The sequence below is a fragment of the Corallococcus terminator genome, assembly GCF_003611635.1.
In the GTDB taxonomy this organism is placed as follows: domain Bacteria; phylum Myxococcota; class Myxococcia; order Myxococcales; family Myxococcaceae; genus Corallococcus; species Corallococcus terminator.
Map to the genome: position 1 here is coordinate 1 of NZ_RAVZ01000220.1, position 16,716 is coordinate 16,716.

The 16,716-nt window shown below is 68.9% G+C and carries 17 protein-coding genes; 14 read left to right on the forward strand and 3 right to left on the reverse strand.

Annotated features, from left to right (window positions below; genetic code table 11):
- The 14 genes from D7V88_RS27000 to amcH form a co-directional block, all read left to right on the forward strand.
- A partial coding sequence (locus tag D7V88_RS27000) for an O-antigen ligase family protein (RefSeq protein ID WP_208726480.1) occupies positions 1–613 on the forward strand: 613 nt, incomplete at its 5' end.
- A gap of 90 nt (positions 614–703) precedes the next feature.
- A complete protein-coding gene (locus tag D7V88_RS27005) occupies positions 704–1,573 on the forward strand; it encodes a GNAT family N-acetyltransferase (protein WP_120543505.1) in 870 nt (289 codons plus the stop codon).
- Between the two features lie 275 nt (positions 1,574–1,848).
- Positions 1,849–2,697 (forward strand): HpcH/HpaI aldolase/citrate lyase family protein, encoded by an 849-nt coding sequence (locus D7V88_RS27010; protein ID WP_120543506.1) that lies wholly within the window; start codon positions 1,849–1,851, stop codon positions 2,695–2,697.
- Between the two features lie 57 nt (positions 2,698–2,754).
- Positions 2,755–3,987, forward strand: a complete 1,233-nt coding sequence (locus D7V88_RS27015; RefSeq protein ID WP_120543507.1) for an aminotransferase class I/II-fold pyridoxal phosphate-dependent enzyme — start codon at positions 2,755–2,757, stop codon at positions 3,985–3,987.
- 30 nt (positions 3,988–4,017) lie between these two features.
- Positions 4,018–4,539, forward strand: coding sequence for a MaoC family dehydratase (locus D7V88_RS27020; RefSeq protein ID WP_120534323.1), 522 nt, complete (start codon positions 4,018–4,020; stop codon positions 4,537–4,539).
- A gap of 6 nt (positions 4,540–4,545) precedes the next feature.
- Positions 4,546–5,529 (forward strand): NAD(P)H-quinone oxidoreductase, encoded by a 984-nt coding sequence (locus tag D7V88_RS27025; RefSeq protein ID WP_120543508.1) that lies wholly within the window; start codon positions 4,546–4,548, stop codon positions 5,527–5,529.
- Entirely contained in the window at positions 5,526–6,005 is a 480-nt protein-coding gene (locus tag D7V88_RS27030; protein WP_244238418.1) for an aminoacyl-tRNA deacylase, read from the forward strand. The genes D7V88_RS27025 and D7V88_RS27030 overlap by 4 nt, the downstream gene beginning before the upstream one ends.
- Positions 6,006–6,019: 14 nt before the next feature.
- Positions 6,020–6,292 (forward strand): cispentacin biosynthesis acyl carrier protein AmcB, encoded by a 273-nt coding sequence (amcB, locus tag D7V88_RS27035; protein ID WP_120543509.1) that lies wholly within the window; start codon positions 6,020–6,022, stop codon positions 6,290–6,292.
- Complete coding sequence (gene amcC, locus D7V88_RS27040) at positions 6,289–7,677, forward strand: amipurimycin biosynthesis protein AmcC (protein ID WP_120543510.1); 1,389 nt, start codon at positions 6,289–6,291, stop codon at positions 7,675–7,677. Before amcB ends, amcC begins: the two co-directional genes overlap by 4 nt.
- Positions 7,674–8,111, forward strand: a complete 438-nt coding sequence (locus tag D7V88_RS27045; protein ID WP_120543511.1) for an acyl-CoA thioesterase — start codon at positions 7,674–7,676, stop codon at positions 8,109–8,111. Before amcC ends, D7V88_RS27045 begins: the two co-directional genes overlap by 4 nt.
- On the forward strand, positions 8,066–8,590 hold the full coding sequence (gene amcE, locus D7V88_RS27050) for a cispentacin biosynthesis cyclizing decarboxylase AmcE (RefSeq protein ID WP_120543512.1): 525 nt from the start codon (positions 8,066–8,068) through the stop codon (positions 8,588–8,590). Before D7V88_RS27045 ends, amcE begins: the two co-directional genes overlap by 46 nt.
- Positions 8,584–9,705 carry a cispentacin biosynthesis acyltransferase subunit AmcF gene (gene amcF, locus D7V88_RS27055; protein ID WP_120543513.1) on the forward strand — a complete coding sequence of 374 codons (1,122 nt, stop codon included), beginning with the start codon at positions 8,584–8,586 and terminating at the stop codon, positions 9,703–9,705. Before amcE ends, amcF begins: the two co-directional genes overlap by 7 nt.
- Entirely contained in the window at positions 9,702–10,268 is a 567-nt protein-coding gene (gene amcG / locus D7V88_RS27060) for a cispentacin moiety biosynthesis protein AmcG (RefSeq protein ID WP_120543514.1), read from the forward strand. Before amcF ends, amcG begins: the two co-directional genes overlap by 4 nt.
- Before the next feature lie 2 nt (positions 10,269–10,270).
- Complete coding sequence (amcH, locus tag D7V88_RS27065) at positions 10,271–11,680, forward strand: adenylate-forming 2-oxoglutaryl-ACP ligase AmcH (RefSeq protein ID WP_120543515.1); 1,410 nt, start codon at positions 10,271–10,273, stop codon at positions 11,678–11,680.
- Between the two features lie 123 nt (positions 11,681–11,803).
- On the opposite strand, the gene D7V88_RS27070 is transcribed toward amcH, so the two are convergent.
- From D7V88_RS27070 to D7V88_RS27080, 3 genes are all read right to left on the reverse strand, one after another.
- Positions 11,804–12,559 carry a DUF5953 family protein gene (locus D7V88_RS27070; RefSeq protein WP_120543518.1) on the reverse strand — a complete coding sequence of 252 codons (756 nt, stop codon included), beginning with the start codon at positions 12,557–12,559 and terminating at the stop codon, positions 11,804–11,806.
- Complete coding sequence (locus D7V88_RS27075; protein WP_341870711.1) at positions 12,556–13,296, reverse strand: DUF6310 domain-containing protein; 741 nt, start codon at positions 13,294–13,296, stop codon at positions 12,556–12,558. Before D7V88_RS27075 ends, D7V88_RS27070 begins: the two co-directional genes overlap by 4 nt.
- Positions 13,297–13,530: 234 nt before the next feature.
- Positions 13,531–16,716 (reverse strand): non-ribosomal peptide synthetase (locus tag D7V88_RS27080; protein ID WP_120543516.1); only part of this gene is annotated, 3,186 nt, incomplete at its 5' end.

Here is a 16,716-nt window from a genome sequence, read left to right on the forward strand (position 1 = left end):
GTCCATCTACGGCGCGTTCGCGAGGGCTGCGCTGGGGGCGGCGCTGGGCGTGTGCGTGCTGGCGCTGTTGCTCCTGCTGCGTGGGACGGCCCGGAAGGCGGGACTCGGGGTGGCGGTGGCGCTGGTCGTGCTGGTGCTGCTGACGCCCGCGTGGCGGGAGCGGTTTGGCAAGGCGGTGGACAACCTCTTCGGCAGCGGGGAGCGCTCGCTGGCGATGTCGGTGGGCTGGCGTCTGGTGCAGGAGCACCCGTGGGTGGGCGTGGGCTTCGGCAATCACAAACCCGCGGCGCTGGCGACGCAGGCCCAGACGGGCATCACGGACCTGCTGGCCACGGACTCCCACAACATCTGGCTGACGGCCTGGGCGGAGACGGGGCTTGTCGGCCTTCTGTTGCTGGCAGCGATGCACGGCCTGTTGGCGCGGGCCCTGGTGCGAAGGCACCGTCAGGGTTCCATCGCGGCGACGGGCGCGCTGCTGTCATTCGTCGGTTTCCACGTCCTGGCCCTGGTGCACTACCTGCCATTCCACCCGAGCGTGCACCTGTCGTTCATGTTCGTGTGGGGGCTGGGGTTGTGCCATTGGGCGGAAGACGCGGGCCAGGCCCCGCGATAGCCTCTTCCGCCTCCGGACGATGCGTGCATGTCTGGAGTTGGGGGACGATGGCCGCGCGAGGGGAGCGCGTGCGATGATCCCCGGATGGAAATGAACGCGACCCCCCAGGTCACCGAAATCGGCGCCGGCGATATGGGTTTGCAGGCTGCCTTTTGCGACTTCATCCCCCAGGTGTTCGGCCGTGCCGACTTCAGGCGTTGGTGTCAGTGGGGGGAGTGGACCGACGACTACCGGGCCTACGCGGTGCTGGAGGAAGGCCGCGTGGTGGCCAATACCGCGGTGATGCGGATGCGGCTGCTCGTGGAGGGGCGCGAGGTGGAGGCCTGGCAGCTCGGCGCCGTGGGGTGTGTGCCGTCACATCGCGGACGGGGACTGTCCCGGGTGGTGATGGACGCCGCGCTGGATGCATGCGGCGATGCGCCGATGTTGCTGTTCGCCAATCCCAGGGTGCTCCAGTACTACCCGCGCTTCGGCTTCCAACCCTGCAAGCAGACGCTGTTCGCCGCTGCGTATGAGGCCTGGCCCGAAGGCCCTCTCGCGCCCCGGCTCGACCTGGAGGACGCGGCGGTGCGCGCGGGCCTGTCCGCGCTCTCCAACGAGGGGATTCCGGTGACGGAGCGCTTCGGCGCACGCGGGTACTCGACCGCCGCGAGCTGGCATATGGCCAATGGGTTCGCGCGGCCCTTGTCGCGCCTGGGGGACGACGCGTGGATCTCCGCCGGCGTGGAGGGCGACACGCTGTACATCGATGACATCTTCGCCCGGGAGCCCTTCGACCTGCGCGCCTGGGTGCCTCGGCTGATCGATCGCCCCATCCGCACCGTCCATTTCGGCTTCACTCCGGAGCGCTGGTGGCCGGAGGCGGCGGAGGCCGGCGAGGACCTGGAAGCCTTCCTGTTCGTGCGCGGACTGTCCCTGTCACGCGAACCCCACGGCTTTCCCGTACTCGCGCGCACCTGACACGGCGGCCCGTTCCCGCGGTGCTGCGATATTGCGGCATCGCGGTTCGCCCTGTCGCATGTCGACACTGACGCGACGCGTGTAACGCACCAGGTAGGTCTTGAGATACCCACGCGCTGGGTGTTGTTATTTCCCGTCGCACAACATCGCTCCACATTCAAAGACATACCAATACGTTTCATCCATTCGTCACGTCATGTTCGTGAGCGGTTGGGTTGAATCTTGACGTGCTAGGAATAGACGCGTACCCAGTCATTCACTGACTGGAGGCCGTCATGCGCTTCACCCGCTATTGCCGCTCCATCCTGTTCACTCCAGGGCTCTCCGTGGATCGCTTCGAGCGAGGGCAGCAATCCGGTGCCGATATCAGCCTGGTGGACCTGGAGGACTCCGTGGCGGCGGCCCACAAGGACGCGGCCCGCCAGCACGCGGAGGCCTTCTTCCTGACGCCCCGTGTGGGGGAGAGCCGCCGCGCGGTGCGCATCAACTCCGTGACGCGCCCTGAGGGCTTGCGCGACCTGCTGGCCCTGCGTGAGTACGCGGTGAAGCCCGACGCGATCTTGATTCCCAAGGTGGAATCGCCGCGCGACCTGGAGATCGTCGAACAGGCGCTGGGCTCCGAGTGCGCGCACGTGGACCTGCTGGCGCTGGTGGAGACGCCGCGTGGCGTGGAGAACCTCAACACCATCGTGTTCGCGACGCCCCGTCTCAAGGCGCTGGTGTTCGGCTCGGCGGACTTCTCCTTCAGCATCGGCGCGGCGCTTGCCTGGGAGCCCCTGCTGTACGCGCGCTCCCGGCTGGTGGCGGCCGCGCGCTCCGCGAACCTCCAGGTGGTGGACACGCCCCTGTTCGACATGGGGGACCTGGAGGGGCTGCGCGCGGAGTCCGCCCGCGCGCGGAGCCTGGGCTTCAGCGGCAAGGCCGCCATCCACCCGCATCAGGTGGAGATCATCAACAAGGCCTTCTCCCCGGACGAGCGCACCCTGCAGAAGGCGCGGAAGATCGTCGCGGAGAGTCAGGCCCGCGACGCGAACATCTGCGTCGTCGACGGCGCCATGGTGGGCACGCCCTTCATCGAGGCCGCGAAGCGCACGCTCGAGGACTTCGGCGTCACCGAGGGCTGATTTCCACCGCCTCTCATTCCCCGTCTTTCCCAACCATTCCGCGCAGGAGGAGTCCGCATGGCAACGAGCATTCCCGAGAGCGTCCTGGGCCCCCGGCGCTACCGCAACAACGAGAAGTTCGTCGGGCTGGGTGACGCCGGCTGGCAGCAGGCCGAGGACCACGGCCTCATCAACCTCAAGGTGGACTTCGAGTCCAACAACCACCTCATCGACCAGGCGACCCGGCACGCCTTCATGGTGCTGTGCTCGTGCTCGTACCTGGGCCTCAACCACCACCCGGCCATCCTCCAGGGCGCCATCACCGCGCTCCAGGAAGAGGGCACCATCGGACTGGCGCTCTCCACGCTGCGCATCCGCCTGGGCCTGATGGCGCGGCTGGAGGAGGGCCTGCGTGACCTGTACGGCTGTCCGTCGTTGCCGGCCGCGTCGTGTACCGCGCTGACCGCGGGCATCCTGCCGCTGCTCGCATCCGGACACCTGACCGAGGACGGACAGCCGCGCGTCATGGTGTTCGACCGCTTCTGTCACTTCTCCATGGCGTACGTGAAGCCCATCGTCGGGGACGAGAGCCTGGTGCTGACCAGCCCCCACAACGACCTCAACTACCTGGAGGACGTCTGCAAGAAGTATCCGCGCGTCGCCTACGTGGCGGACGGCGCCTACTCCATGGGCGGGCTCACCGCGCTGGAGGGCCTGCTCCAGCTCCAGGAGAAGTACGGCCTGTTCCTGTACTTCGATGACTCGCACTCGCTGTCCATCACCGGGAAGAACGGCGAGGGCTGGGTCCGCTCGCGCCTGAAGATGAACCCGCTGACGATGATCGTCGCGTCGCTGGCCAAGGCGTTCGGGAGCGCGGGCGGCGTGGCCATGCTGGGCAGCGAGAAGCTGTTCAACTTCCTCAACCGGAACGCAGGGCCCCTGGCGTGGTCGCAGAACCTCCAGGTACCGAACATCGGCGCGTCGCTGGCCAGCATCGCGCTGCACAAGAGCCCGGAGCTGAAGACGCTCCAGGACAAGCTGGCGCGCAACATCGACTACTTCGACAGCCAGTTCCCGTCGCAGCACGCGGGCAACGGGATGCCCATCCGCAAGATTGAAGTGGGCGCGGAGGAGAAGGCGGTGCGCCTGTCCCAGGAGCTGTACCGGGCGGGCTACTACTGCTCGGCGGTGTTCTTCCCCGTGGTGGCCAAGGGCGAAGCGGGCGTGCGCCTGATGATGCGCGCGGACATCGAACCGGACGAGCTGACGCGCTTCTGCGCGACGGCGAAGGACATCATCTCCGGCTTCTGAAACCCAACTCCGAGCGCGAGGACACACGACATGGAGGGCACTGGCTACAAGCAGGTGGGACCGCAGCGCTACCGGGAGCTGCTGGGCTTCGCGTTCGAGGACTTCACCGTCGGGGATGTCTTCGAACACCGTCCCGGCCGCACGGTGACGGAGGCGGACAACGTGCTCATGAACACGCTGAGCCTGAACCCGTCCCCGCTGCACCTGGACGCGGCCTATTGCGCGCACACGCCGTGGGAGCGGCCGCTCATCTCCAGCCTGGTGACGTTCAGCGTGGTGTGCGGCATGAGCGTGCGCAGCACCAGCGGCCGGGCCCTGGCGAACCTGGGGTGGGACCGCATCCGGCTCACGCACCCGGTGTTCGCCGGGGACACGCTGTACGCGGAGAGCCGCATCCTCGCCAAGCGCCTGTCCGCGAAGCGCGACGGGGAGGGCATCGTCACCTGTGAGACGCGGGGGCTGAAGTCCACGGGCGAAGTGTTCCTGACGTTCGAGCGCAGCTTCCTCGTGCCCACGCGCGAGCGCGGTGTCGAGGAAAGGGCTGGGTACTGAAGAGCCATGCGCGCCGTCGTCTTCGAAGGCTCCGGGGGCCCGGAGGTGGTGAAGCTCCGCGACGTTCCCCGTCCGGTGCCGGTCGGCAACGCGCTGCTCGTGCGCGTACACGCCACCGCGCTCAACCGCGCGGACCTGCTCCAGCGCGCCGGCATCTACCACGTGCCGGAGGGGCAGTCCGTCATCCCCGGCGTGGAGGTCGCGGGCACGGTGGAGGCGTGGGGCGAGGACGTGAAGGGCTTCACCCGGGGCCAGCGCGTGTTCGGCGTGGTGGAGGGCGGCGGGTACGCCGAGTTCTGCCTGCTGGACGCGGACATGGCGCTGATCATTCCGGAAGCCCTGGGCTTCGTGGAGGCCGCCGCCGCCGCCGAGTCGTGCCTCACCGCCAACGAGACGCTGTTCGAGCTGGGAGGACTCAAGCCCGGACAGACGGTGCTGGTGCACGCGGGGGCCAGCGGCATTGGCACGACGATGGTGCAGATGGTGAAGCACGTGGGCGCCACGGCGCTGTGCACGGTGGGCACGCCCCAGAAGGTGGAGGCGCTGACGCGGCTGGGCGCGGACGTGGCCATCGACTACCGGCGCCAGGACTTCGTGGCGGAGGTGATGGAGCGCACGCGCGGCGAGGGCGTGGACCTGGTGATGGACTTCGTGGGCGGCGCGTACCTGTCGCGCAACCTCTCCGTGCTGAAGCACGAGGGCTGTCTGGTGCTGGTGGGTCTGCTGGACGGGATGGCGGCGGAGCTGGACCTGCTGCGCGTCGTCCAGCGCCGGTTGCAGCTCAAGGGCTCGTCGCTGCGGCTGCGGCCCATGGTGGAGAAGCGGCAGGTCAACGCGCGCTTCCGGCAGCGGTGGATGGAGGTGCTGGCGCGAGGCGGGCTGCCGCCCGTCATCCACGGAAGCTGGCCGCTGGAGGCGGTGGTGGAGGCCCACGCGGAGATGGAGGCCAATCGCAACATCGGGAAGATCGTCCTGACGGTGGCGCCGTGACGGACCTGGGCGAGTTCCTGAAGCGCGAGCAGGTGAACGCGCGATTGCTGACCCTGGCGACGCCGATGACGACGGCGGCGGCCGCCGCGCAGGAGCTGGGCATCGCCGTGGGTGGCATCTTCAAATCGCTGGTGTTCACCACGGACACGGACGAGGTGCTGGTCGTCGTGCTGCCCGGAGACCGGCGCGTGGATTTCAAGGCGGTGGCGCGGGTGGCGGGCTGTCGCAAGGTCGCGTTCGCGAGCCGTGAGCGGGCGCTGGAGGCGACGGGCTATCCGCCCGGAGGCACGCCACCCCTGGGCCATCCGCATGCCTTGCGCGTGTTCGTGGACGCGGCCGTCCTGGAGTACCCGGAAGGCTACGGCGGCGGCGGGCGGCCGGAGCTGTTGTTGCGCCTGACGCCCGCGGAGCTGCTGCGCGTGACGAAGGGCACCGTGGGCACCCTGAGCATTCCAACTGAAGCAACGACCCCCTAAGCGAGGAGTTCCCCATGCAGGACGACATCTCCAGAAGCCTCAAGAAGATCCTGACGAACAACCTCTTCGTGGAGATTCCCGAGGAGCAGATTGGCGGAGACGACGGGTTGCAGTCCGTCGTCGGCCTGGACTCCGTGGGCTTCCTGGAGCTGCGGGTCATCTGTGAGGATCAGTTCGGCGTGAGCATCTCCGACCAGGATTTCGACACGGAGAACTTCCGCACGCTCAACCTGTTGTCGGCGCTCATCGTGAAGCTCAAGGCCCAGCAACAGGGGGGCGCCAAGTGAAGGTGCCCGCCGCGGGGGAGAAGCTGGGGGCGGACGACGTCGCCCGCCTGCGCGCCGGCATGGCGTTGCAGATGGACCACTACGGCGGCGGACGCCTGCCGTATGTCTGTCTGAAGGCGAAGGGGCTCGTGCAGCACATGACGGCGCTGGAGGGCCCTGACGCGGGCCGCGTCGTCGAGGTCCTGGACGCCAGTGGTGGCTACGCGAGCGCGTGTCTGGGCGCTGGCCATCCGCGCATGCAGGAAGCGCTGCGCGACGGCCTGGAGCGCACGGGCTACGTCACCGACGAGCTGGGGTCGCTGGAGCGCACGCTGCTCCTGGAGGAGCTGTTCGGCGCGAAGGGGCTCTGGGCGGACCGCTTCCCGGGGGACGCGTACCACGCGAGCGGCCGTAACTCCGGCTCCGAGGGCCTGGAGCTGGCGCTGCGTCTGGTGTTGGAGTCGAACTTCGACCGGCGGCGGATGGCGCCGAAGCCCGAGCGCTCGGAGCGGCGGACCATTCTCGCCTTCGAAGGTGCGTGGCACGGGTGGACGCAGGGCCTGGTGAGTCTGCTCAACCGCCGGCACTACCGGCTGGGGATGCCGCTTCCGGCGGCGGAGACGCTCGACGTGCAGTTCCTGCCGTTCGGGGAGCTGGCGCATCTGGAAGCCTTCTTCGCGGAGCACGGGCGGAAGCTGGCTGGGGTGTTCGTGGAGCCCATCCAGGGGGACGCCGGCATCCTGGTGCCGCCCGCGGGCTACCTGCGAAGGCTGGCCACGCTGTGTCGCGAGCATGAGGTGCTGCTGGTGGCGGACGAAGTGCTCACGTTCGCGAAGACGGGCCGCTTCTTCGGCATGACGGACGCGGAGGGGCCCATCCCCACGGACATCACCGTCATTGGCAAGAGCCTGGGCATGGGGGTGGTCTCCACGTCCATGGTGATTGCCCGGCGCGAGCTGTCGGTGCGCTCCAGCGGCGCGGTGTCCACGTCCGACCTGCGGCCCCTGACGAGCGCGGTGATGCGTTCGGGGATCCAGTACCTGTCCGGCGAGGGACTCGTGGAGCGCACGGGGCCACTGGGCGAGATGCTGCGCGAGCGGCTGCGCAAGGACGTGGCGCAGGCGTTCCCGGAGGTGTTCCAGGACGTCCGCGGCCTGGGCTACATGAATGGCCTGGAGCTGACGGAGAAGGCGTCGGGGAACCTGGGTCGGCTGCGGACACGGCTGCTCGACGCGGGCATCTTCGTGGAGTTCATGGCGGGCGCGGGACGGCGCTCTCGGGGCTTGCGCTACCTGTTCCCGGCGATGCGCATCGCCCCGCCGCTCATCGCGGGGGAGGCGGACCTCCAGGAGATGGTCGCGCGCCTCCAGCGAGGTGTGCGGACGTTCGTGGAGTCCGGGTCGTGACGGAGGCCGCGGTGCCGCTGCCGGAGGTTCCGCCCTCGCTGCGCCGGAGGGTGGAGCACGTGGACACGGACGCTTCCGGCGTCGTGCATTTCTCCCGCTACGCGTCGCTGCTGGAGACGGCGGGGTTGGAGGAATTGGAGCGACGGGGGGCGGGGCTGGAGGTGCTGTCCGCGCAGGGCCTGGATTTGCGCGTGCGGGAGCTGCGCGTCAGCTACCGCGCGGCGGCACGCTTCCAGGACTGGTTGTTGATGGTGCCCACGGTGGACCACGTCGGGCCCGCCAGCCTTAAGCTGGGCGTGAAGCTGTACCGCGAGGGCCCGGAGCCGTTGCTGCTTGCCTTTGGAAGTCTGGATTTCGCCGTCGTCACCCGCGAGAACGGAGTGCCCGCATGTCTACCGCCGTCCCTCAGCAGCGCGCTCAAGCAGGCGCAGTGAACACCGTGGAGCGCACGCCGAAGCCGTTGGGCTTCACGGCGCTGAAGCAGTGGCTGCGGCACCGCCACCCGATGATCTACCTGGACCGCATCGTGGACCATGAGCCGGGGAAGTTCCTGGACGCGCTCATCTGCATCTCCGGGAACATGGACAGCATCGCCGGCCACTTCCCGGAGCGGGCCATCTTCCCGGGCAGCCACCTCATCCAGTCCTTCGCGCAGGCGGGCATCATCCTCTACCAGATGAGCACGTCGATGCTGGCCGAGGACGAGCTGACGCTCATCGGTTCGGTGGAGGCGCGCTTCCTGAAGGTGGTGGTGCCGGGAGACCAGGTGCTCCTGCACGTGCAGCAGAACCGGCTGGCGGGAGGGCTGTTCCACTTCACGGGCAAGGCCATGGTGGGGACGACTCGCGTGGCGGCGTTCCGCGCGAGTCTCGTTCGCTCCCGGGTCGCCGACCTGGGCTCGCCGCTGTGGTAGCACCCGTCGTCGTCACAGGCGCCGCGTGGACGACGCCGCTCGGCAGCGGGCTGGACGCCGTGTGGCGCCGGCTGCTCGCGGGCGAGCACGGCTTCGTGGAGGTTCCGTCCCCGCACCGGCTGCGCAACACGCAGGCGGCCGTGGTGGCGGGACGTCCGAGCGGGCCGGCGGAGCGGTTGCGTGGGCTCGCGGTCGAGACGCTGCGTGAGGCCCTGGAACACGCGGGCCTGGCGGGTGACGGGGTGCGCACCCTGTTCGTGCTGGGGACCAGTCTGGGGGCGTACCTGGACGACGAGGGCGAACGGAACGCGCCGCTGCACCAGTGGGCGGACGCGGTGGTGGGAGCGTTGGGGGCGAAGGCGCCGCCCGTGGTGCTGTCCACGGCGTGCTCGTCGGGTTCGGATGCGCTCGTGGTGGGTGCGGAGTGCATTCGCGCGGGGCTCGCGGATGTCTGCGTTTGCGGTGGGGTGGACATCCTGACGCCGAGCAAGCGATTGGCGCACTCCGCGCTGTCCACGCTGTCTCCGTCGCGTGCGCGGGCCTATGACACGCGGCATGACGGCATGATGTTGGGAGAGGGCGCGGCGTTCCTCGTGCTGGAGTCGGCGGCGCATGCGGAGCAGCGGTCGGCGCGCATCCTGGCGCGATTGCGCGGTGTGGGTTCGGCCAACGACGCGGCGAGCATGACGTCGCCGGATCCCGCGGCGGCGGGTGCTCGGTTGGCGATGGAGCGCTCGCTGGTGGATGCGGGCCTCGCGGCGTCGGACATTGGACTGGTCAATGGTCATGGCTCCGCGACCCCGGTGAACGACCGGGCGGAGGCCGCGGCGTTCCGGAGCGTGTTTGGCGCCGAGGGGGGACCGCTCGTGTTCGCGACGAAGGGGGCCTTCGGTCACACGCTGGGGGCCACCGGGGCGATGGAGGCCATCGCGACCATCCTGGGGCTTCGGGAGGGCATCGTTCCGCCCATCGTCGGACTGGAGCAGCCGGACCCGGAGTTTCCGTGCCCGCTGTCCGTGGGGGCACCGACCCGGCATGCGGCCCGGAAGGGCTTGAGCGTGACGCTGGGCTTCGGTGGCTTCGACACATCGCTCGTCTTCGAGGTGGCGCGATGACGTCCCTGTCTTCGGTGGCCCTGCGCGGCAGCGCGGTGGTGTTCGCGGACGCGCCGAATCCGCACCTCGTCAAATGGAAGCCGTCCGTGCGCTACGCGGACCCGCTGTCCTGGGCGCTGGTCATGGCCGTGGGCGAGGCGACGGGTTCACTGGGCGAGGACTTCACGCGCGCGGCGGACCGGTGTTCGCTCATCCAGGTGGGCGCGGTGGGGCCTCGTGAGACGTGGGCCCAGGTGGCGAGCGATGCCGTGCGAGGCTTTGCGTCCCCGCTGCGCTTTCCCGCCGCGACCCCGAGCGCCCCCACGGGCCTGTCCTGCATCGTCCATGGGCTGCGAGGTCCGACGCTGGCGCTGACGATGCCCGTGGCGACGGGCGCGGAGGTCGCGCTGGCGATGTCCGTGGCGTGGCTCCAGCGTGGGGTCGTGGACTGGGCCCTCATCGGTTCCGTGCTGGCGGTGGAAGGCCGGCCACCGGGCGCGGGCTGCCTCGTCCTGTCGCGGGGAACCGGACCGGGTGTCAGCGTGGATGTCATTGCGCGGTCCCTTCAATTCCGAGCGGAGTGAACATGGCCTCACCTCTCCAGGAACTCGCGGGCGTACCGCTGGCCACCGTCCAGGCGTTCCTGGACCGCATCCGCGACCTCACCGAAGCGCACCCGACCGCCGACCGCTCCGTGTCGTCACTGGCGGCCGGATGGATGGCCCGAGGTCTCAGGCCTGGGGATGTCGTGCTGCTCGCGCTGCCCAATGGCGTGGGCCTGCTGGCCCAGGTCTTCGCGGTGCTCGCGGCCCGGGGTGTCCCCGCGTTGGTGTCGCCCGCGTCGCCCGCGGGCCGGCAGCAGTCGTTGGTGGATGCGTTGCCGGCGCGTGCGCTGGTGGCGATGCGTGCACCCGCGCCGCATGCGGAAGGGGTGGAGCGCTTCGCATTGGGTGGGGCGGAGGTGGCCCTGTTTCCAGACACCACTCCGCCAGGGGCTGAGGCAGGGGAGATAGTGCTGCTCACGTCCGGGACGTCCGGATTCGCGAGCGGCTGTGTGTTCGACCTGGCAGCGCTCTTTCGCAACGCGGACCGGCACGCGGACGCGGTGGGGCTGCGCGCGGGGGACACGGCCCTGGTGAACCTGCCGCTGTATTATTCGTATTCGATGGTCGCGCAGGCGTTCTCCGCGCTGCGGCGAGGGCTGGAGTTGGTCATCAGTGGACCGCCGTTCCAGCCCGCGGCGTACCTGCGCCTCCTGGCGGAGCAGGGCATCACCGTGTCCGCGCTGACGCCGCTGCTGGTGCGCGGGTTGCTGCAACACGGGGAGGCGTTCCCGGACGGTCTGCGGTGTCTGGGGGTGGGTGGTGACGTGCTCGCGCCCGAGCATGTGAAGCGGATGCTGCACGCGCGACCGGGTGGGGAGCTGTATCTGACCTATGGTTTGTCCGAGGCAGGACCGCGCGTGGCGACGCTCGCCGCGCATGCGGAGCCGGAGCGCCGCTTCGCGTCCGTGGGGCTGCCCTTGCCGGGCACGGAGGTGACGCTCGTGCCGCGTGGGCCGGATGGACAACGGGAGCTGTTCGTCTCCTCGGACACGGTGATGAAGCGCCGCATCGGCATCGTGGAAGGGGAGAAGCAGCATGCGCTGCGAGGCCCCCGGCTGTTGGCCACGGGGGACGTGTTCGACATCGACGCGGAGGGCTACCTGTACTTCCAGGGGCGCGTCTCCGACTTCCTGGTGCGAGGCAGCGAGAAGATCAGCATGGCCTCCGTGCGACGTCTGGCCATGATGCTCCCCGGGGTGCTCACGGCGCGCACGCAGGTCATCAAGGGCGCGGAGGGGGACGACTACGACGTGGTCCTCACGGTCTCGGATGAGCGGCGCTCCGTGGAGCAACTGTCGCGGGATTTGTTCCGCCTGCTGCGCCTCGCGGAGCGGCCCCGGGCCGTGCAGGTGGTCGCGGCGGATGTGGCCGTGGCGTCCCTGCACAAATGAAGGATGTCCGTGATCGCGGGTCCTGCACCTGGCTTCGAAACGGTGCGCCCCTCGCGGCGAGGGCGGCACGTTCCAAACGACATCTCGCGACTTTCGACGGGCCTCTCGCTGCGCGTCGTGAGGTCAGCGCACCGAGCGCCCGCCGATTCCCGGGAAGCGCTCATAGGCGCGCAGGAGCGCCGCGAGGTGCGCAGGGGTGTTGAAATCGAGAGGGGTGTCCGTGAGCTGGACAACCCAGCCGCCTGTCGCCGTGCGCCGCGCCCGTGACATCAGCTCGGCATCGCGGGCCGCGTCCGGGAATCCGAGGGTCCGTGCGGTAGCCGCCGACCAGTAGTTCAACCACCCGAGGTAATGCGGAATCTCAGGCGAGCGGATTTCATCTGGGGGCGTGAGCATGGGAAGCCCGCGTGGTGAGTACTCCGGTCCATGAGGTGCGCTGCGCATCTGCTGCGCGACCTCCGAGCCGAAGCCCTTTGGCGACGCATGCCCCCAGAACGCTTGAGTTCCTTTCGCAACACCCTCCAGCACATTCGATGCCGCCATGAGGGTGAGCGCGTCGAGTGGCAGCTTCGCATGGACCTGAAGCTGGGGCTGGCCCCCTGGAATCAAACTCGCGGGTCTTCGCAACCCCGTGATCGTGACCGGGTTGCTCTCATCGCCATTGCATAGGAGCGGAAACTCTCCGCGCCTTGCTGCCTCAGCAACCCATGCATCACGCTGGTGCAACGCGATGGGCCGCCCTTGCTTGGATACCTCCCACTCCAGGCGCAAGCCGGGCAGAGCCCTTTCCATTTCGCGGACGGCAGCAAGTGCGCGGCCATCATCGCCCTCAAGCGCTGGCGCGTAGACAGAAATCAGGAGGCGGCCTTGCATCGTCATCGTTCGCATCCCGTAACGACGATATTGGGGGCAAGCGAGGGTTCCAGGTCGATCAGCGCTTCCTTGTGCGCGTGGGTGCTGACCCCGACGACGAAGCCATATCCACATGCCCGCGCGATCCTGCGTTCTTCCAGCATCTCGGCCACCTGATCCTTGACCACCTGCTCCTGCAGGAAGTCACTGTAGGTGTCAAACTGGTCGGTCTTGATCTCCCACAGGACGCGCACCCCGACTTGCAGCGCGTCGAAGTGCTTGCCGTCAACGAGCACATCCATCCCGTGGTAGCGGTTGGGGGGAACCCTATCGGCGCACGCGTCGTGCGCGTCGTCTCCGCCTCGGTGTGGCACCGGAATGGGCTCGCATCGGGAGTGGCGCGCCCGGTCAAGGGGGGCCGGTGGCATCGGGGGGCGCCAGTCCTGGCCGGATGGCTCCGGCTTCAGCTTGGGATTCCGTTTCGATACAGCTTCCAGGGGGACTTCCTTCGTTCCTCGTGCGGTCGCTGCCTCCTCGGGATAGAGCCGGCGTAGCTCATACGCATCCAGTTCCTCCTTGATGGCGGCAGCGACCACCACCACGCCAAGGATGACGATGGCTCCCACGACAATCTCAGGTGCGATCAGGACGCAGACGCCGAGTCCCATGGCAGCCGCGTTCGCCGAAGCGACCGTGCATCTTCCCGTTGGGTCGTGAAATCGGACCCGGTCATGGTCGACGGCCTGAAAGCAGCGCTCCACCATCACGGCCCAAGGCTGGGCAGCCTCTTGGAGGACGCAACGTCCACCGTCAGTCCAGGGCAGCTTCGCTGCTCGCTGGAGGTTGGAGATCCTCAGGCTTCGGGTTCCCTGTTCGATGGGGAGCGGCTTCGACGTGGCGCAGGCTGAAAGAAAAAGGAGGAGTGCGATGCAAGCGCGGAAACGCATGACCACTGCCTTTCCTTCAAGTCCGGGAAACGAAGTCATGGTCGAGATGGGTCAGGACACCTGAGCGTCGAGCCCCACCGGCAGGTCCGGGTTCGCGAGCACCGCGTCGAGCACGCGCAGGAAGTCCGCGCGGATGCCCTCAGCGGTGCGGGTGTCGAACAGGTCGGTGTTGAACTCCAGGACGCCGGAGAAGCCGCCGGCCATCTCGGTGAAGGACAGCGCCAGCTCGTAGGTGACGGAGCCCCGGTTGACCTCCACGGGCGTCACCGTCAGGCCCGGCAGTTCGAACGGTGCCTCCGGGGCGTTCTGCAGGACGAACATCACCTGGAACACCGGGGAGCGGTTCACGGGCAGTTCGACGCCGAGTGAAACCACGATCTGATCCACGGGCACTTCCTGGTGCGCGTAGGCGCCCAGCGTCTCCTCGCGCACTCGCTGGAGCAGCGTGCGGAACCCGGGGCTGCCACGCAGGTTCACGCGCAGGCACAGGCCGTTGACGAACATGCCGATGAGCGGCTCCAGCTCCGGGAGGAGCCGGTTCGCGATGGGCGACCCGATGACGACCTCCTCCTGGCCGGAGCGGCGCGCGAGCACGACGCCGAACGCGGACAGCATGGCCATGAACGGGGTGACGTTCTCTCGCCGGCACAGGGCATGGAGCGCGTCGCTGCGGTCGCGGCCCAGGTGGACCTCGCGGTGGGTGCCGTTGAAGGTGCGCACCGGAGGCCGGGGACGGTCGGTGGGAAGCTGAAGCTCCGTGGGCGCGCCCGCGAGCGACTGCTGCCAGTACGAAAGGCGTCGCGACAGCTCCGTCCCGGTGAGCCACGTCCGCTGCCATGCCGCGTAGTCGGGGTACTGCACGACGAGCGGCGCCAGGTCGGACGCACGCCCCTGCACCCGCGCCGAGTACAGCGCCCCCAGCTCCCGAGCGATGACCCCCATGGACCAGCCGTCCGCGGAGATGTGGTGCACGCAAATCATGAGCAGGTGCTCGTCGTCCTTCACGCAAAGGAGCGAGGCGCGCACCAGCGGGTCCTTCGTGAGGTCGAACGGCGTCGCCGCATCCGCGAGGATGTGCCGCCATGCCGCCGCTTCCGCGTCGGGCTGTCCGCGCAGGTCCTCGAACCGCCACGGGAACTCACCGGCCGGAGTGACCCGCTGCACGAGCTGCCCGTCCTCTTCGGAGAACTTGACCCGCATGGACTCGTGTCGTTCGAGCAGGGCCTGCAAGGCGCCACGAAGTGCCTCGACCCGCACGGGCCCCCGGATCCGGAAGCCGATGGGGATGTTGTAGGCGCTCGACGTGGGAGCCCGCAGGAAGAAGCGGTACAGCCGCTCCTGCGAGTACGACAGCGGGAGCGCCCCGTCCCGAGGCGCGCGAACCAGTGGAGGCACCGCGCGAGGACCGTCGTCCGGGACGAGCGTGCCCAGGTGCTGCGCCATCTCCGCGACCGTGGGGCCGGTGAAGAGGACACGAAGCGCGAGCTCCGCGCCCAGCTCCGCGCGGATCCGCGAGACGAGCTGTGTGGCGAGGAGGGAATGGCCGCCAAGGTGGAAGAAGTTGTCGTGAAGGCCGACCCGTTCCACGTCGAGCAGTGAGGCCCAGAGGCGGCAGAGGGCGACTTCTGTGGGCGTCTGAGGCGGGACGTAGGAGAGGGCGTCGCCGCGAGCTGGTTCAGGATTGGGAAGCGCGCGGCGGTCGACCTTGCCGTTGACGGTGAGGGGGAGCGCGGCGAGCGGGGTGAAGGAGGCGGGCACCATGTGTTCGGGAAGGCGCTCGCGAAGCCAGGCGCGCAGCTCGGAGACATCGGGGATCGCGTCGTGGGGAACGAGATAGGCGGCGAGGCGACGGTCGCCGCCAGCCTCACGGGCGATGACGGAGGCGTCCTTGATGGCGGGGTGGAGGCGGAGGGCCTCTTCGATTTCGCCCAGCTCGACGCGGTAGCCGCGGACCTTCACCTGGTGGTCGGCGCGACCGAGGTACTCGATGCGACCGTCGGGGAGGAAGCGAGCGAGGTCTCCCGTCTTGTAGAGGCGAGCGCCGGGGACGGAGGAGAAGGGGTTGGGCAGGTAGATGCGAGCGGTGAGTTCAGGACGGTTGAAGTAGCCGCGCCCCAGGCGCTCACCGGAGACGTACAGCTCTCCCGGGACCCCGATGGGGACGGGCTGGAGACGGCCGTCGAGCAGGTAGAGCGGACCGTTCGTGAGCGGGCCGCCAATGGGCACCGGGAAGCCGAGGGCCGGGGGGGCATCCACGAGGTGGAAGGAAGAGAAGACGGTGCACTCGGTGGGGCCGTAGCCGTTGACGAGGCGCTGGGGCGGTCCGTGCTGAAGGACTTCGCGCAGGGCGAGCGGATCCGCGGCTTCACCGCCGAAGACGAGGGTCTTCAAGCCTGTGAAGGCCCCGGGGACCTGACGCGCGAGCAGGTGCAGCACGGCCGTGGTGACGAACATCACGGAGACGCGGGTGTCACGCACCTGCGCGGCGAACTCTTGGGGCGAATGGGCGGGGTTGGCGGTGATGCCGACGAGGTGCGCGCCGTGAAGCAGTGCGCCCCAGATCTCGAAGGTGCTGGGGTCGAAGGAGGCGTTGGAGGCCTGGGCGACGCGGTCCGAAGCGTCGAAGGGATGCAGCAGCGGGTCGAAGGCGAGGGCGAGGATGCCGCGATGAAGGATGGCGCTGCCCTTCGGTCTGCCTGTGGAGCCGGAGGTGAAGATGACGTAGGCGAGATTCTCCGGTCCAGAGGTGCGCGGAAGGGGCGCGGTGGAGAGGCGGCCCAGTGCATCCGCTTCCGTATCGATGCAGACGGTGGCGCCGGAGAAGGCAGGCAGTTGCTGGCGCTTGTGCTCGTGGACGAGCAGGACGCTGACGCGAGCATCCTGGAGCATGAAGGCCAGGCGCTCGGCGGGGTGGGACGCATCGAGGGGCAAGTAGGCCCCACCGGCCTTGAGGACCGCGAGCATGCCGACGATGAGGTCCGGGGAGCGCTCGACGCAGAGGCCGACGAGGACTTCGGGGCCCACGCCAAGGGAGCGCAGGTGCCAGGCGAGCTGGTTGGAACGCTCGTCGAGCTGGCGATAGGAGAGGGTGACGGGGCCGTAGGTGACGGCGGGAGCGTCGGGGGTGAGGGAGGCTTGCCGGGCGAAGCGTTCGTGGACGCAGACGTCGCGGGGGAAGTCGACGGTGGCGTCGTTCCAGGCTTGGAGGACGCGCTGGCGCTCGGCCTCTGGCAGCAG

Coding starts and splice junctions, on each gene's coding strand:
- D7V88_RS27015 (WP_120543507.1), top strand. CDS start 2,755: ATGGCAACGAGCATTCCCGAGAGCGTCCTGGGCCCCCGGCGCTACCGC.
- amcH (WP_120543515.1), top strand. CDS start 10,271: ATGGCCTCACCTCTCCAGGAACTCGCGGGCGTACCGCTGGCCACCGTC.
- D7V88_RS27075 (WP_341870711.1), bottom strand. CDS start 13,296: ATGGTGGAGCGCTGCTTTCAGGCCGTCGACCATGACCGGGTCCGATTT.
- D7V88_RS27005 (WP_120543505.1), top strand. CDS start 704: ATGAACGCGACCCCCCAGGTCACCGAAATCGGCGCCGGCGATATGGGT.
- D7V88_RS27070 (WP_120543518.1), bottom strand. CDS start 12,559: ATGACGATGCAAGGCCGCCTCCTGATTTCTGTCTACGCGCCAGCGCTT.
- D7V88_RS27025 (WP_120543508.1), top strand. CDS start 4,546: ATGCGCGCCGTCGTCTTCGAAGGCTCCGGGGGCCCGGAGGTGGTGAAG.
- amcE (WP_120543512.1), top strand. CDS start 8,066: ATGTCTACCGCCGTCCCTCAGCAGCGCGCTCAAGCAGGCGCAGTGAAC.
- D7V88_RS27020 (WP_120534323.1), top strand. CDS start 4,018: ATGGAGGGCACTGGCTACAAGCAGGTGGGACCGCAGCGCTACCGGGAG.
- amcG (WP_120543514.1), top strand. CDS start 9,702: ATGACGTCCCTGTCTTCGGTGGCCCTGCGCGGCAGCGCGGTGGTGTTC.
- amcB (WP_120543509.1), top strand. CDS start 6,020: ATGCAGGACGACATCTCCAGAAGCCTCAAGAAGATCCTGACGAACAAC.
- D7V88_RS27010 (WP_120543506.1), top strand. CDS start 1,849: ATGCGCTTCACCCGCTATTGCCGCTCCATCCTGTTCACTCCAGGGCTC.